This window comes from Paenibacillus massiliensis 2301065 = DSM 16942 (assembly GCF_000377505.1).
Classification (GTDB): Bacteria; Bacillota; Bacilli; order Paenibacillales; family Paenibacillaceae; genus Paenibacillus; species Paenibacillus massiliensis.
In genome coordinates, this window is sequence record NZ_KB898187.1 from 404,252 (window position 1) to 420,435 (window position 16,184).

Annotated in this window: 11 protein-coding genes; 1 reads left to right on the forward strand and 10 read right to left on the reverse strand. The window is 50.6% G+C overall.

Translation table 11 applies throughout. The features are described from left to right. Positions 1-144: 144 nt before the first annotated feature. The 10 genes from D328_RS28620 to D328_RS0108380 form a co-directional block, all read right to left on the reverse strand. Positions 145-2,889 (reverse strand): glycosyl hydrolase family 95 catalytic domain-containing protein, encoded by a 2,745-nt coding sequence (locus D328_RS28620; RefSeq protein ID WP_018884529.1) that lies wholly within the window; start codon positions 2,887-2,889, stop codon positions 145-147. Further along, on the reverse strand, positions 2,886-4,031 hold the full coding sequence (locus D328_RS0108340; RefSeq protein ID WP_018884530.1) for a glycoside hydrolase family 88/105 protein: 1,146 nt from the start codon (positions 4,029-4,031) through the stop codon (positions 2,886-2,888). Before D328_RS0108340 ends, D328_RS28620 begins: the two co-directional genes overlap by 4 nt. 92 nt (positions 4,032-4,123) lie before the next feature. Then, on the reverse strand, positions 4,124-6,196 hold the full coding sequence (locus D328_RS0108345; RefSeq protein WP_018884531.1) for a hypothetical protein: 2,073 nt from the start codon (positions 6,194-6,196) through the stop codon (positions 4,124-4,126). A 36-nt stretch (positions 6,197-6,232) separates the two neighbouring features. Next, positions 6,233-8,539, reverse strand: coding sequence for an AraC family transcriptional regulator (locus D328_RS0108350; protein WP_018884532.1), 2,307 nt, complete (start codon positions 8,537-8,539; stop codon positions 6,233-6,235). Between the two features lie 190 nt (positions 8,540-8,729). Further along, positions 8,730-10,268 carry an extracellular solute-binding protein gene (locus D328_RS0108355; RefSeq protein ID WP_018884533.1) on the reverse strand — a complete coding sequence of 513 codons (1,539 nt, stop codon included), beginning with the start codon at positions 10,266-10,268 and terminating at the stop codon, positions 8,730-8,732. 25 nt (positions 10,269-10,293) lie between these two features. Then, the gene (locus D328_RS0108360) at positions 10,294-11,163 is read right to left on the reverse strand and encodes a carbohydrate ABC transporter permease (protein ID WP_018884534.1); all 870 of its coding nucleotides are present in this window, start codon (positions 11,161-11,163) and stop codon (positions 10,294-10,296) included. Next, positions 11,163-12,122, reverse strand: a complete 960-nt coding sequence (locus D328_RS0108365) for an ABC transporter permease (RefSeq protein WP_018884535.1) — start codon at positions 12,120-12,122, stop codon at positions 11,163-11,165. Before D328_RS0108365 ends, D328_RS0108360 begins: the two co-directional genes overlap by 1 nt. A gap of 270 nt (positions 12,123-12,392) precedes the next feature. Then, entirely contained in the window at positions 12,393-12,878 is a 486-nt protein-coding gene (locus tag D328_RS0108370) for an NTF2 fold immunity protein (RefSeq protein WP_018884536.1), read from the reverse strand. A 90-nt stretch (positions 12,879-12,968) separates the two neighbouring features. Next, entirely contained in the window at positions 12,969-13,955 is a 987-nt protein-coding gene (locus tag D328_RS0108375; protein WP_018884537.1) for a Gfo/Idh/MocA family protein, read from the reverse strand. Between the two features lies 1 nt (position 13,956). Then, positions 13,957-14,976 carry a Gfo/Idh/MocA family oxidoreductase gene (locus D328_RS0108380; protein ID WP_018884538.1) on the reverse strand — a complete coding sequence of 340 codons (1,020 nt, stop codon included), beginning with the start codon at positions 14,974-14,976 and terminating at the stop codon, positions 13,957-13,959. Between the two features lie 185 nt (positions 14,977-15,161). Between D328_RS0108380 and D328_RS0108385 the strand changes: the two genes are divergently transcribed. Next, positions 15,162-16,034, forward strand: a complete 873-nt coding sequence (locus D328_RS0108385; protein WP_018884539.1) for a MurR/RpiR family transcriptional regulator — start codon at positions 15,162-15,164, stop codon at positions 16,032-16,034. Positions 16,035-16,184 lie beyond the last annotated feature (150 nt).

Genomic DNA, 16,184 nt, shown 5'->3' on the forward strand with positions numbered 1-16,184 from the left:
CGGTGCTTACTGGGAGATGCTTTCATTTTGTTCAATCATATAAGACTTTTATTCTATTCTAGAGTGTTCCACCTCATTTCACCATTTGCTGACAGCCATGGTACAGGAAGCTGTAGGCTGGGTCATCACTTTAGTGACATCTGCCTACTGTAAGGATGGATCGGGCTCGAAGACCAGTGTATCCCCAGATTCAAGGTTTATTGTGCGAGTATGGCCCCATTCAGTCTCCAAGCAATCATATACAAAAGCCTCCTGACTGCCAGCCTTTCTACAGTACAGTATGCATGCACTACCCCAGTCCGGCAGTTGGAGCTTGGTGGTAATCTGGCGTATGGCGATCAATTCGCCTTGGAGCCAACCAGAACTTCGATCCCAAGTGATAGATAGACTTCCTCCGGGTATGCGCCAGTCCGTTATGGTGCCCCGACACCAACGTTCTGGAAGTGCGGGCAGCAGCTTGATCCATCGCGATGACGCATAGAGCAGCATTTCCTGTACCGCATTAACCCAGCCTAGATTAGCATCCAATTGCACTGGAGCAGCGGGCATAGACATGCACACACCCATATTACGCCAATCGTTATGCAAGGTGTAGCCGTTAGACAGTAGACAGGAACGGGCAAGGACATCCAGACACTCCAGTGCCTTCTCTCCGTCACCGAGTCGGGCATAGATTGATGACATATGAGCAAGTGACCAGCCACTCTGGGCGCCTAGCTGACGCTGATGTACCGCTGCTTCAAAGGCCTGGAAGAGCTCGGGCTGCTCCTCGCGGCAGATCTCCTGACCCGGAAACACTGGATACAGATGCGATAAATGGCGATGATGCTGTCGATCATCAAAATCCGGATGAAGCCATTCCTTTACGGCCCCCTCCTCGTTCAGCGTGTAAGGTGGTAAGCGCTCCAGCATGGCCTCCCACTTCGGAATCTCACCCAGATCGACGCACACAATGCGGCAGGCTTCGATGACATTCTGCAGTAGCTCCTTAATTATGGCTACGTCCATTGTGGCATTGATCGCCGTAGGCATAGGATGTGCTAGTGGCTTCCCATCCTTGGGCATAAAGTTGTCGGGGGTATTCTCGGGAGAGACAGACGGGTAAATGACATATTGCCCTCCCGCATCCAGCACTAGAAAATCCTCATAGAACAGCAGAGCCTCCTTCATAAAAGGCAACGCCTGCTCCAGCAGGAAATCCATATCTCGGGTATATTGAAAATGCTCATAGTAATGTCTGGCCAACCAGCCAGCTGCCCCTGTCCAGTTCATGATGACTGGGACAATCTGATTCGGAGCACCCTGCCCCGGCGTTGTTCCAGCCGGTACATAAATTCCTTTACAGCCATAGAGCTTGCGGGCATTGTCCCGAAAGTCCTCCAACAGTCCATTGTAATAACGAAATAAGGACTGATTCAGCCGAGTGAGTCCCCCAACATGTGTGTGCCAATACATCATTTGCACGTTCTCATTGGCCATGTGATGACCCCAGATCAGTCGATAATCTCCACCCCACAAGCCATATAGTCCGAAGGGCAGGCTCCCATGCTCGGATACGCCACTAATGAACAGGTACCGACCATAGGCCCATTGCTTGCGGACAAGGCCCGCAGGTGCCTCGCCTTCGTATGCTTCAAGCAGCATTTCTTCATTGCAGCGTTCATCATCGGCTACATCATCCAGCTCGAGCTTGGCTGAGTGGAAGAGTGCCTGATGCAGCTCCGTATGCCGACTCAGCAGTGTAGCATAATCAGTATCGAGTGCACCCAGTTCCTGCTTTAGTCGCAACCATTCGCGCTCACGCTCACCTGTGACGAACATTTTAATCAGAACGAGCAGCTTGCCACTCGTCCGAAAATGTAGTCGTCCCTGAAGGTGTGGCTCAAGCCCATCAGCTCGTCGGATCTGTTCCAGCTTACTCTGGGCCTGCTCTAAGCTATTCTCAGTAGTATAGTCCATGTTACTTGCTTCAATGCCGTCCGCTTCAATCCGAATCAGACGCAAGACGGCCCCAAAATCCTGTCCATTGTCGTTACGGGCACTGTACAGCAGATAATCCCCATCCTCACGCACAGTCACAGATGCCTTTAGTGTCTCAAATTCCTCGTCGTCCCTTGCACGATCCCCCGGGGGAAAGCCTAGTCCTATAGATCCCTTAAGCCATGCTTGCCCTGCAGCTTGCCCTGCAGCTTGCACTGTAGGTTGTACTGCAGGTTGACCTTGAGCTTGCAGTTGCTCCTCCTTTTCTACGGTCCGGACATTATCCTTCTTCTCCAAGGCCCAGTGATCCAGCTTATAGACAACACAATCATCTGCCCTTGAGACAAACAGCGTTCTTGAGTAGCAACGCTTCCCATCCTGCCAGCGAACCTGAACCTCGCCCGTATCCATATCCAGCTCACGGCGGTATTGACGAAAGGCATTCTCACAGGACATGGATACGCTTAATAGCGCAAGTGGACAGCGCGAGGCCAGCTTGGAAGCATAGCCCTTCTCCTGCAAGACTTGGGTTAGATGCCAGCTCGCCTCTTGATATCGCCCCTCGTCCATCAGCTTGCGGGTCTCAGGCAAAGTATGGCTTACGTCAGGAAGCTTCTCCTTACGGCCCCAGTGCCACAGATCGCTGTGCTGCAGCAGCACCGTCTCCTCCTGTATTCCGCCCTGCACGGAAGCACCAAGGATGCCGTTGCCAGAAGGTAGAGCCTCCCGCCACATTCCCTTCCACCAGGAAGCGGGATATCTCAATCGTAGCCGATTTTTGTCTGGTCTGATGCTATGCTCCTGATTTCCCCTGTTCGCCTCCGTTTGCACAGCATTTTGAAGCTGTCCTCTGTGCTCAACCTGTTCAGCCCGTTTGCTCCGTTGGATCTGCTTGTGCTCGAATCTCATGCTCCCTCTGCTCCGAGCTTCTCCATCTCGATGCTAGCCAGCAGGAACGGAGCCACACCCATCTGGGCGTCACTAACAATCTCTTCGCTAATATAATAGGCATAAGAGCCGTCGCGGTACTTCCTGCCTCCAAGTCCAGCACCATGACAAATACGATGTAGGTGCACTCCTTTGTCATCCTCCGTAACGAGGTGCCTCAGAATACCTGCGTATGCTCGTTCAACGACATTGGGATCTAGCTCAGCCAGATAATACAGTCGTAGCCCCTTAGCCAGTGCATAGGTCAGCATACATGATGCAGATGCCTCCAGATAGTTGCCCTCCCTGCCGTTCTGGTCCATAACCTGGTACCACAGCCCACTGTCCTGATCCTGGGCGTGAGCGATGGCGTAGGACATCCGTTCGAAAATCCCCATGATCTGCCCACGCTGTGGATGATCAACGGGGAAATGCTCCAGTGCATCGACCACAGCCATCGCATACCAGCCCATGGCCCGGCCCCAGACATGAAAGGATTGCCCAGTGTGCGTATCGCACCAGCGCTGTTCTCTGCTCTCATCCCAGGCGTGATGAAGCAAGCCAGTCCTTGGATTGCGAGTCTTCTGCTCAATGAGCAGAATCTGCCGTGCCACTTCATTGAAGCTATCCTCATGCCCAAAGACACTTGCATATTCCGCAAGAAACGGTGAAGACATATATACTCCGTCCAGCCACATTTGGAACGGGTAAATTTTTTTGTGCCAGAACCCACCTTCACGCGTTCGCGGCTGCCCCTTGAGCTGGGTAACGAGATGCTGGATTGCTATGCGGTACTTCTCTTCGCCAGTAAGCTGCCACTCAGCGAAAAGATTTTTACCCTCATTAATCATATCCAGATTGTAATCCTCCAGCCGATAGGTGCGGATGGTCCCGTCACTCTCAATCAGATCATCCATATGACGCTGAACCAACTCAGCATATCTCGGCTCCCTGTTCCATACAGCAGCACGTTGGAGTGCCATCAGTGTCATCCCGGCTACATAACCCCACTTGCCAGCAAGCTTCGGATGATTCCCGTTCTTACACTCGGAGAGCAGGGTATCGGCAATTTTAACGGACATTCTTCCCTTCTGCCCTTGTGTCTTGGGTATAGTCTCGGTCATTTTGGAACCTCCCCTATGTGATAACTTCCCTTATAGATTGGAATGATTCAGCACGGTTACATGTGAGCAGCAGCAACGTCGCTCCATGCAGATCAGAGCAAGGGGCTCAGTCCCTCCCACTCGATAGACCAGCTTCCATCCTGTGGGAACCCTGGATTGCTGCGCCCTTCGGTTCCAGCCCAGCCCGCAGCCATCATAGCGATGGCCGTTAGTAACCCACCATTTCCAGGCAAATACGCCCACAAACCTGGACGCTGGTAGTTGTGACCATTAGGCAGGTAGGTATTCTTCGTCGCATCCATCAGCAGAAAGTCCAATGCAAGTTCTGGCTCACCCAACCGGGCTGCGGTCATCGCACACATTGGAAAATCCCAGCCCCAGGCCGATTCCCAGTCCCAGCATGCTTTGACCTTGAGTAGTGTATTTCTCATAATTTGCGTATCAATTAACGTCCCCGGCAGCAGTCCAAGCGCCCCAACCATCGAAGGATGGTCATGATTTTTCTCCGTAAATGTATTCGGGCAGTGCTCATGTGCCAGATAGACGCCATTCGCTTGTGGTGGTCTCGCCATTTGTGAGGCTACACTTGACCAGACGGGATTCGCCTGTTCCCCTAATCGCTCCGCCCACCGAACCGCGATCTCCAGCCCATATTTCCAGTATTCCAGCTCATATGGCGGATTGAGACTCTCATCCATGGCATGATTCTCCTGCGCCGGGATTAGCGGTGGACCGAGCACATAAGCTTCCCGCTCTTGGTCCCAATGCGCGTAGGATACCATGAAATCAGCCGCTTCAAAAACAAGCTCCCTATATTGCTCCAGCATGGAACGTTCTGGCTGAGCCTGGTAACACATCTCGGCCAAAGCCATGGGATGAGGCTGCTGCCAGATCAGTCCAGGGGCTACTGGTGAAGGGGTCTGACGCCCATCATACGCGACCATCTTGGGCCAACGTGCTCCTGTATATCCTTGGGAGTGAGCCAGCTCACGTGCATTAGGAAGAATACTCAGATACCAATCCATACTGCGTCGCAGCAAGTCGGCACGACCCCATAACGGAAAATGTGCTGCATGCCACCAGTGCATCTCCAGGTGCATCTTCCCGAACCAGCTATTGTACATGTAGCCCGTCTCTTGTGGAGGCATAGAACCGCCACTGTGCACGGCACACAGGAACTGGGACAACACCACCCTGCGCTCCAACTCAGCAGCTCGTGAATCCGTACTCCCCGATAAGTCGATGGCTGCTCCATTAATCCAGAAGGCTTGCCAGTAGGCCGCACTTGCATGAAGTATAGCCTCAGCCGGCTTCGCTTCTGCCTCACGCGGGGCAAAGGCCACGGAGCAGCACCAGCTCTCAGAGTCCTTGGCTGCCTCAGGATGCAAGGTGAATTCATGAGGATTGGTCTGTTCCAGACGACCAGCATCCCAGATCCATTGCACGGTGTAGCTATCCTCATCCAGCGTACGCGCAATCACTGCAGAATTGTCTCTGCTGGTCGACAGCTCAGTTCTGTGCCTGTGATGCTGGTCCCATTCTGGGAACACAGATCGGGACCAGCTTCGGTGCATCATGTCTGGCGATGGGAACACGAGGAACATTTGCAGACGTCCTTGATGGATTAAGTCGGACTGCACACGAATAGCGATACAGTCGTTCTTCGGATCACAGGCTGTCTCCACCATCACCTTGATTCCCTGCAGAGTGAACTCACTATGCAGAATCCCGGTCCATAGCTCCAACTCCTGGCGAATAGGAGTCACATCGTTGATCTGAGCCACTTGCCCATCATCCCGTAGCAGACGAAAGGATAACCGTCCAAGCTGAAGTCGATGCGGATTCTGCCGCAGCCAATGATAAGCATCGTCCTTGCCTGCTGGCTTCATAGGATAAGGCACCTTGCGCCCATACGTCTCATAGGACTGATACTCGATGTCTTCATCTCCAAATACCTGATGGCCACCCGTACAGTGCCAGCCCCAGTTGGATTGTGTGCCAAGCGGAGCTTCATAGCCCTCGGGATAGCTCTGAAGACCCGTGAAATCCGCGCTGAAAGCGAACTCCCCATTACCGACAGACAGAGGTGATCGCGGCTCGATCTGAGTCAGAATTGGATGATTCCTCGTCACAACCATTTTGCGATTGATGGATTTGTGCTGCATAAATCGGCTTCCCTCCTTAATCACGCCGAGCCGAAGTCAAGCAGGACCTCCTGCTTCCGGCAGTGCACCACTGCGACTGCGCATCATTTCCCTGTATTTGCCCGGCGTAATGTCCTTGTATTTACGATACACCCGAATAAAGCTATTCTCATGCTGGTAGCCCACCATGGAAGCGATCTCGGAAATTCGGTAATCTGTATGCAGCAAGAGCTCACCTGCACGCTCCATCCGCAGCTTGGTGAAATATCCATGAATTGTATCGTTCATTTCCTGCCTGAACAACTGACTTGCGAGACTCGTGCTGATGCCAGCATGCTCGGCAATCTCCTGAATACCGATCGGGTCCTCTAAGTGCTCACTCATGAAAGCAACCATCTGCTGACACACGATAAAGTCCTTACGCAGCAGCAAGCCGGCGAAGCCCTCGGCTATCACTTCTATTTGGTGACGGAGTAGCACCCAAGCCGCATCCAAATGCATCGTCCGAAGCCTGGAAATATCCATGCCACAGCCTTCCACTTCACGGGTCATCCCCATTCGTTCCAGCTTGGTTGCCATGGTCTCAAGACAGATTAGTGCTGAAGCAGGAGACCATTGCTCGCTCCGCATGCGGCTGATCATTCTGTCCAGCACTTTCAGCGCCTCCTCCACACTCCCGGCCTGAATGGCCTCCGTAAGCTTACTCATATTCTCATGCTCCTGGGTGGTCAGTTCAGCGCCTTGCACACTGGTCACGGGCTCATAAGAAATGGCGCTTGCATATCCGCGGTACAGTCGATATCCAAGCGCGCTCTCTGCTTCCTGCATAGCTTGCTGGAGCTGCATGAAGCCTGCGTGGTATTGGCTGACACCAGCAGAGATCTGGAATTTGAGCAGCCGTGGTATCATCGAGAGAGCTTCTCCAATAGCTGTGGCTGCATCCGCACCCTTGCTGTGAACCATCGGCTGTAGCATGACCAACATTCGATCCCGTCCCAGATCGGCGGATAGCGCACGCCACTGGCCTGACAGCAGCTCGGCCACAATATTGCCAATGGCGAACTTCAGCAGCGAGTGGTCTGATTTCCTGAATTGCTCGCACCAGGTCTGATAGTCATCAATGGATAACATGGCAATCGCCAAGGGACGATCACACCAGTCCCCGAAGTAGCGCTCCCATTTCTCGCCGATCTCCCGACTACCCGCCATATTGCCTGCGTAGATATCTGTCAGAAATTTGGCCGATGCCTCCGGCAATGTCTGCCGAAGATTGATCGCTTGCTGAGCATGATCCGTGAGAAGCTGACTCGTTATTTTCTCCAGATCAATCAGCTCTGGACTGATTCGCTCCTGGTCATAGCCGCTAAGTAGCTGCCTCATTCTTCGCACGGGCCTGAAGGCAGAGGCATTATAGAAGGCAATCGCCCCTGCTCCTGCCGCCAGAGCCAGCAAGGATACCACGAGCACGGTATCACGAATCTTCCGGGTATTCGCCAGCAGACTATCCTGTGAGACCAATGATAGATAACGCCAGCCCGTGTAGGGTGACAGAGTCTGTGAGGCCAGCAGAATTCGACCTTCATGCTTGAATTCGCCGAGCTGTTCGCCCTCCAGCTGTGCAAGAATCCGGGCTACCGCCGCCTCCCCGACATCATAGCTGCCGATATGATATAGCGGCTGGCCATTGGTATCCAGAATGAAGCGATGACTATCCAGATGGGATATGGAAGAGAGCAGCATATGCCCGAACAGCTGGTCCGTCTTGAAGTTCACAGCGATCAGGCCCTTCATCTGACCTGCCAGCATAATTTTCCGATAGAGCGTAACCTGTGTCACAGATTCACCCGAAGTAACGGCAATTTCACGCTGCTTGACCAGCATAGGTCGGTCTTGAAGCTCAGCAGCTACTCCCACCCATTCCGAATCCGGAAAATTGGACCTGCTGGAGCTATAGCCTTGGGGAAAAGCAACCATGCTCTCCCGTTCTACATCATAAATGTAAGCGCTCTTAATATAAGATGTGCTACTCACTACAGCTTCCAAAAACTGCAGTAACTCTGTGATATTACGATAAGAGCCTTGTACTTCACTCGTTAGAAATTCGTACACATTGCTGTTCAGTGCAATTTTCACCGCAATCTGATCACTTTCCCGAATCACCTCATCAATATCATTCATGCTGATACGCAGCATTTGGTGCTGAGGCTCACTGAGCTCCTGCTGTAATACGGCCTTCGAGGAATAATACGTCGACATGCCCACTGCAATGATGATCATAAAGACGGCAATGGTCAGAATCAGCAGCAGCCGGGTCTGGGTATTGGTGAAATTGAATTTCAGCCACTTCAAAAAGGAAAGGGTCACCGTTATCTCCCACCTTTGTGTGCATTATACCGTCATTATACAGTGCGAGAATGTTCAGTACGACCCACCCTTACTGCCTAATTTGCTTCCCTATGTGGTCCCATTCGCTAATGAGCCCATCATTTCAGCCGTTTGCTCAGCTTTGCGCAAGTCCTAGCCACTCCTGTGTAAGCCTAATATGAATAACTTCTTACTTCACTTTCTCATACCATTCCTGCACCCTCTGAGTTACTACATCCCCTCCTGACGCTTTCCATTTGCTCACGTAATCATCGTAGGCCTCCAGCGGCAGTTCCCCGATCACTATCTTGGTTAGCACCTCTTGGAACAGCTTATGGGACTGGATGTCCGGGTATCCTTCGTATACGGAAGCCGGAAGACCATCGCCAGCAATCTGTCTGGCATCAGCAGTGCTGACGACGAACATGTCTTTGACCATTTGCTGCTGGTCCTCGGGATAGGTCTCCTCAATCCGTCTGTCCATCTCTTCAGCTGTCGTCAGGTTTCTCATACCCAGCACAAGCGATTTGTTATCTGCAGGTGGAAGGATGACCTTCTTTCCGTCCTTGACGATATGCTGCTCTCCTTCCAGCCCGAAGCGTGTGAATTCATCATTTGCGGGATTGTAGAAAAAGTCCAGCAGCTTCAGGGCGTTCGGAGCATTATCCTGCTTGGCAGCCGGGATCATCCATTCAGGCTCACCCATGCTCTTCTGAGTGACGAATGCTTCAAAGCCTGGCGCAGAGGGCAGCGGCATTGCCGCAATATACGCATCCGGGGCCTGCGTCAGCATAGCATTGTACCGATCGCGCACATTGGCCGGAAGATGGTACCAGCTGCCTACAAGATTGTTGTTGATTTTGGCCTGCCAGACTTCGCCCTTGTTCAGGAACGTCTCGTTGTCCAGTAGCTTCTCTTCATACAGCATCCGAATGAACTTGATGGCCTCTCGCATATTGTCGGTTGTTCCTGCATACTGGATTTTCCCATCATAGATATCCCACTCGGGATATCCCTCCCACATAGCCACACCGTACATCGCGAACAGATGGTCCATCCATCGCCCGAATTCCCGCCCGCTTGTAGGCAATTCATCAGCCTTGCCGTTGCCATTCGGGTCCTGATCACGGAAGGCTTTGAGTAGCTCGACATACTCATCCGACGTCTTCGGCATCTCCATGCCCACCTTATCCAGCCAATCCTTGCGAATCAGGGGTGCACGCTCCGGGATCAGGAACACTTTGGGAACATAATAGATCTTGCCATCCGGGGAAGCCGAGCGGACAATGTCCCACGCTTCCTGGGGAATGCTCTCCCAGACATGCGGGGCGTATTCGGGCAGCAGCTCATCCAGAGGCAGCGCTCCGCCCTGCTGAATCAGCGTCTGCTCGACACCTCCAATCGGGCGCAATATATCGGGCAGATCATCCGATGCAATCATCAGGTTCAAGTACTCCGATGGCTCGGAGCCGGGAGGAGTGGTGACCAGCTCATATTGAATCCCGGTCTGTTCTGCTACATACTTCACGTGCGGGTTATCTGCCTTCGGTAGGCTACCGATGCCCATGTGACTCTTGAATACTCTCACTTTGACAGCGCCGGAATTCCCGGCTCCGTCGGCCCCCTCTTGTGTTCCGGCATCCGAATTCTCCGCTCCGCAGCCAGCTACCAGCAGTACGGAGATACTGAGCATGAACGGCAGCAATCTTCGAATCAGTGGTCTACTCATACAATCATCCTCCTCTGAGCTTGTGTTATTCCTTCAGCGAGCCGAGCAGCGAGCCCTTCACAAAATACTTCTGTAAATAAGGATACACCAAAATAATGGGAACGCTTGCAAAAAGAATCGTGGCTGCCTTTAACGTTGTGGTGTTGAAGTCGTAATCACCCAAGAACATGTTCACCTGCGCAAGCTCCTCCGGACTGGTCAGATAGCCGCGGAGCTTCATTTGTAGTGGCCACAGGCCGGGATCACGGAGAAAGAGTACGGCCCGCTGGAAGGTATTCCAGTACCCTACAGCATAGAACAGGCTGACCGTAGCCAGTACTGGCTTGGAGAGTGGCAGATAAATCTGGAACAGAATTCGGAAATCATGACAGCCGTCGATGCGGGCGGTATCATCAAGCTCCTTCGGCAGACTCATGAAGAAGGTTCTTAGAATGACCATGTTGAAGGTCCCTATCACTCCGGGTATAATCAAGGCCCATATCGAATTCATCATTCCGAGCTCTCTGACAGTCAGGAAGAACGGAATCATCGGTGCATTGAAGATCATGGTAATCACTATAGCCAGCATCACCTGCTTACGCGGAAGGAATTCCCGCCGGGACAGTGGAAATGCCGTGAGCACGGAGAATAGCATGCTAAGTAACGTACCCACAACCGTAATGAAGACGGTGATGCCGAAGGATTGCCACAGGCTGCTGCTCTGCGCTATATGCTTCCAGGAGGCTAGTGTAAAGTCGACCGGCCACAGGAATACCTCCTTGGAATCAGCCGCAATTGGAGAGCTGAGCGATACAGCCAGTAGATGAACCAAGGGCAGGAGCATCGTCAGGGCTGCGGCCGTCAGAAAGATATAGTTGACGATCTGGAAGCATCTTTCGCCAATACTCTGCTTCATTACCACAGCCCCTCTCCGGTTTTTTTGGCCAGACGATTGAAGATCCAGAGCAGAATGAAGCCTATAACGGACTGGAATAGCCCAATTGCCGTTGTTACGCTATACTGCCCTTGCAGGACACCCGAGCGATATACATACGTCTCGATAATATCCCCCACAGAGTAGGTCATCGGTGTAAGCAGATTGTAGATCTGATCGAAGCCGAGCTCCAGAAAATTACCGATATTCAGCAGGAACAGGATCAGGATGGTCGGGAACAATGCAGGCAAAGTGATATAGATGGTCTGCTTCCAGCGATTCGCCCCGTCCATCACGGCTGCTTCATACTGTGTGGGATCAATGCCACTAATGGCCGCGAGATAGATGATGGTACCCCACCCTACTTCTTTCCATATGGAGGATAAGACGACAATTGTGCGGAAATACTGCTCCTGCTGCATATACAATATCGGCTCGAAGCCGAACCAGCCGCGAACAGCGTTTACGAATCCGCCTGATGCGAGTACTTCGAAGACAATTCCCCCTACGACGACCCAGGAGAGGAAATGTGGTAGATAGAATATGCTCTGCAGCGCTCGCTTGGCCATCATTTTCCTCACTTCATTGAACAGCAGCGCCAGCAGGATCGGTGCAGGGAATCCGAGTACCAGCTTATATAGGGCAATAAGCGCCGTATTGCGAAGAACCAGATAGAAATCCTGATACGTAAAAATGAACTTGAAATTATCCAGCCCCACCCATGGGCTGCTCCAGATCCCCCTCATAATCTGAAAGTTCTGAAATGCGATTATGCTTCCTCCCAGTGGAATGTACTTGAAAATAATATAGAACAAAATACCGGGCAGGATCATGACATAGAGCATCCAGTGCTTTCTCATATTGTGCAGATAGCTTGGTTTGACAGATGAGTGTACAGTGGCTCCGGGGTGCGGTACGGATGTATCTGACAGCTCAGCCATAATGATCTTCGACCCCCTTTGGCAGATGATGGTGTGACTGACGAGCGAGCTCCTCAGCTCACATGTTAGGGGTCTACGGCTCGGGCTGCAATCATGCAATCGACCACAGAATGAGCCAATTCGCTTCACACACGGAAGTCTGTAGGATCGGTTCATTCGCTGGCGAAACGGTTGGTGCTAGGCATAGCGGGGGTTGGAGCATGAACGCAAAAAAAGCAAGCTCCGTAGGTTCTTATCTAACTACAGAGCTTGCTCATATTTGTTGTAAGCTTACCTGGTTCCATACATCATCAGCATCTGACCATTATGCTTGGCAAGAGCGATGTAGAATACTCCGCCCATATAGCCAGGAGGAAGTGTTCCTTCAATTATCCAGGCTTCAGCTACAGGGTTATAGCTAATCGCAAAAGGGGACTCCTCCAGAATATAGGGATAATGCTCCGCTACATATGGAAATAAGGCCTTCGCAACCGCATGCTCGTCAATCAGCTCACCGAATGCTACAACAGCCCCCATCCGATCCTGCTTAATCAACGTGTCGTTATCCGCAAAATAGAGCTCGAACCTTCCAATGAGCTGCTCATCCTCTATATCACGCTTAACCAACGCATACTCAACCTTCTTGTCCTTCTGGTACACCTTCGTCTTGCTTTTCTTCTTGTCCTCGACCTGTATGATGATGTGATTCGCTCGAAGTCGATCTCGCTCCAGGGCCTGCTCTGCCATGAGTTGCTCCCATGAATCCATAAATGTCATCTTGAATCATCCTTAGTTGATGAATTGGTGAACTGTCCCTAATATCTTCTCATGTGGACCCTCACCTGTTCAAGGACAAATCTTTGATGCTTAGCGATCTGCACCAAACACAAGATTAGCAGATGACTTGGCGAGCTCGACGACCTGCATTACCTTCTGGCTATGCTCCAGCATCTCTTGAGCCTTGGCGAGATCCGCTTCCCGAATAATGCGTTCGAATTCAACGAATTCGTCATACATTCTGTGGGCATGGTCCTTCACATCGACTCGAACCGGCGTCTGCTTGTTGGCGACGTATTCGAAGCTGTCTATCACATTAGCTGTGCTGGCCATGCGAATATAGCCTTGATTGCCTTGAATATTCATCGCGTTCGGAGCAGAGCTGTCTTTGGAGCCAATGCATACACATTTGAAATGACCATAATCCAGCAGAAGAATACCGGAGGTGTCTATTCCTCTCTCCATATTCGCAAGATACTCGACTTTAAGCGGACTACCGAAGAAGCCTACCACGAGATGAATATTATAAAGATTAATATCCATTAGGGCTCCACCAGACATCTCGGGATTAAATGCCGGCAGGATTTCTCCTGCCTTGAAGGCATCATAACGCGAGGAATACTGGGAATAGTTGCATTCCACGATCTTGATGTCACCAAGCTTGGGGAGATGCTCCCTCATCGCTGCATAATTCTTCAGATACTGATTGCTGATCGCCTCCAGCAGCAATAGTCCTTTTTGCTGAGCAAGCTCCTTGAGCTCCATAAATTCACGTGAATTCGAGGTAAAGGGCTTCTCACATATGACATGCTTTCCACTTAGCAAAGCTTCTTTGGTGTATGCACAATGAAGATGATTCGGGAGGCCAATATAGATTGTATCCACGCTTTCATTCGCCAGCATCTCCTGATAATCTAGATGAATCGTTTCAATACCATAGGTCTGCTGCCACATCAGCAGCTTCTCCTCATGGCTCGGTCTTGAACTGATTGCAGCCAGGGTAATGGCAGGAATCTCACGGATAAAGCTCAACAGATCCGCCACGATCATACCTGCTCCAACAATGCCCAGTTTCATATTATTCGCACCCTTCCATTCCTTTTTCAAGTATATCCATGACTAGGATCGTCTCTTCATCCCGGATGACCTTCTCCTGTCCATGAATAATCGCCTGATAGATATCATCGTAGACACGTGCATAATCCCCACGCTCGGATACGACTTTCTCCTCATGATAATGACCTTCATCATCCATATATGTTAAAATGCCATAGTGCTGAGGCAGATCCACTCCAAAATCCGCATGTCCCTTCGGTAGATAGAATAGCTTCAAATGCTCTTCCTGACGATCCTCGGTCTGCTTGACGAAGACGCCTTTAGTGCCGTAAGCGACAAATCTCGGACGAGACTTCAAGCGAAAGAAGCTGGATTTGATCGACACCTTGAACGGACTATAGTGCAGATCAAGATCAAAGTAATCGTTCATTCTACCCGGACCGAGCAACTGACGCACATCATAATGAATCGTCTCAGGCTGTCCAAAGTACGAGATAGCTTGATCAATCGTGTGAACACCGTGTCCATACAAAAAGCTATTGTACTTGGAGTACTGCTTCACAGCGTGTGGTATCTCTGGACGATAATAATCATAATGCATCTCCACCTCCAGCAGATCTCCAAGCTTACCGGATTCTATGACTTTCTGGGTTGTAAGAAAATCCGAATCATATCGTCGGTTCTGATAGCATTGAATAATGAGATTTTTCTCCTTGGCATATTGGAAGATATCCTCAGCCTCTGATTTCGTAAGCATGAATGGCTTCTCGACCAATACATGCTTTCCGTGATCAAGAGCCATTTTCGCATAGGAGTAGTGGGACTCTGTGTGTGTACATACAACGACCAGTTGAATCTCCTCATCCTGCATGAATGCAGCTAGATCATCTGTGTACTGAACGCCTGGCACTCGCTCCCACTCCTGCTTCTCCAGGGTGCGGGCAAAGATTGTTTTGACCTTCAAATGCTCCCTATTCATCGAAAAAGGAAGATGATAGCGGTTCGTGCTCTTCCCGTTACCAATATATCCGATAGTCAGCATATTCTTTCCTCCTTGACGTATCTTTAACATCATTATAGTAAAAGAATGCACTGGGTATAGTATTTGCGGATATAACGGTACATTTGATCATTATTCCTACTGAAAACCATTGATTTTTGCACAAAATGTTCATTATAGCTTGATGCATGTATGCAAAATGTACACTATGAAGTGAGGCGAGACTGTTGAAGATCCTGACACAATTATCTGAAATGCATAGCTTCACTCCCAATGAGCAAAGCATTGCTACCTATATTCTGAGCCATAAGGAGCAGATTCTTCAGCTCAACATTCAAGAGCTTGCCAAGGCAACCTATACCTCACACTCCGCCATTAATCGTCTGACTCATAAGCTTGGACTATCGGGCTTTAAGGAGTTCATGATTACGCTTGCCCGGGAGTTCCAGCAAGATAGCCAAAGTCTGTCCCCTGTAGATCCTAACTATCCCTTCGGCGTTGCTGAATCCTCCGTTCAGGTGGCGCGGGAGATTGCTGAATTAATGAAGGAGACCATCGACAAAACTGTTACCTTCATGGACGATGAATTACTTACACAGACAGCGCAGCTGCTGGATCAGGCCGAGAGAATCTTCATATACGCCGTAGGAGACTCGCAAATCCGGGCAAAGAGCTTTCAGAACAAAATGTTCAAAATTAATAAATATGTGATTATAGCGACAGAGCTGTCGGAATGGGCTCACCACACCGTTAATCTTACGCCGCATGATTGTGCCATTTTCCTAACCTATCATGGAAAGTCATCGAGCTATATTAAGGTCGCCCAGCATTTAGCCTTTGAGCGCATTCCATTCATCACTATAACAGCGAGTCGTTATAGCGAGTTGGCACGTCTTAGCACCCTCTGCATACAGGTTCCCAATGATGAGATGAAGCTTGCCAAGATCGGTACCTTTTCTTCGCAGATCGCCTTTGAATATGTGCTGAACGTAATTTATTCCTGCATCTACAAAATCGATTATCAGAACAACCGGCAGCTTCGAACCGAGTCTCTCAAGAGGTTCTACGACGGGGATGGCGATAGGATGAACGATATGTAGCTAAAGGGTTGTGTCAGCTATTCACTCCATGATCGATTTTGTCCATGCATCGATCATGGAGTGAATAGCTATAGCCCTATGGGGTCATGTTCAAATAGGTCATGTCGGTTATAATGTACCCTGGTACATATGAAGTAGACAGGAGAGACT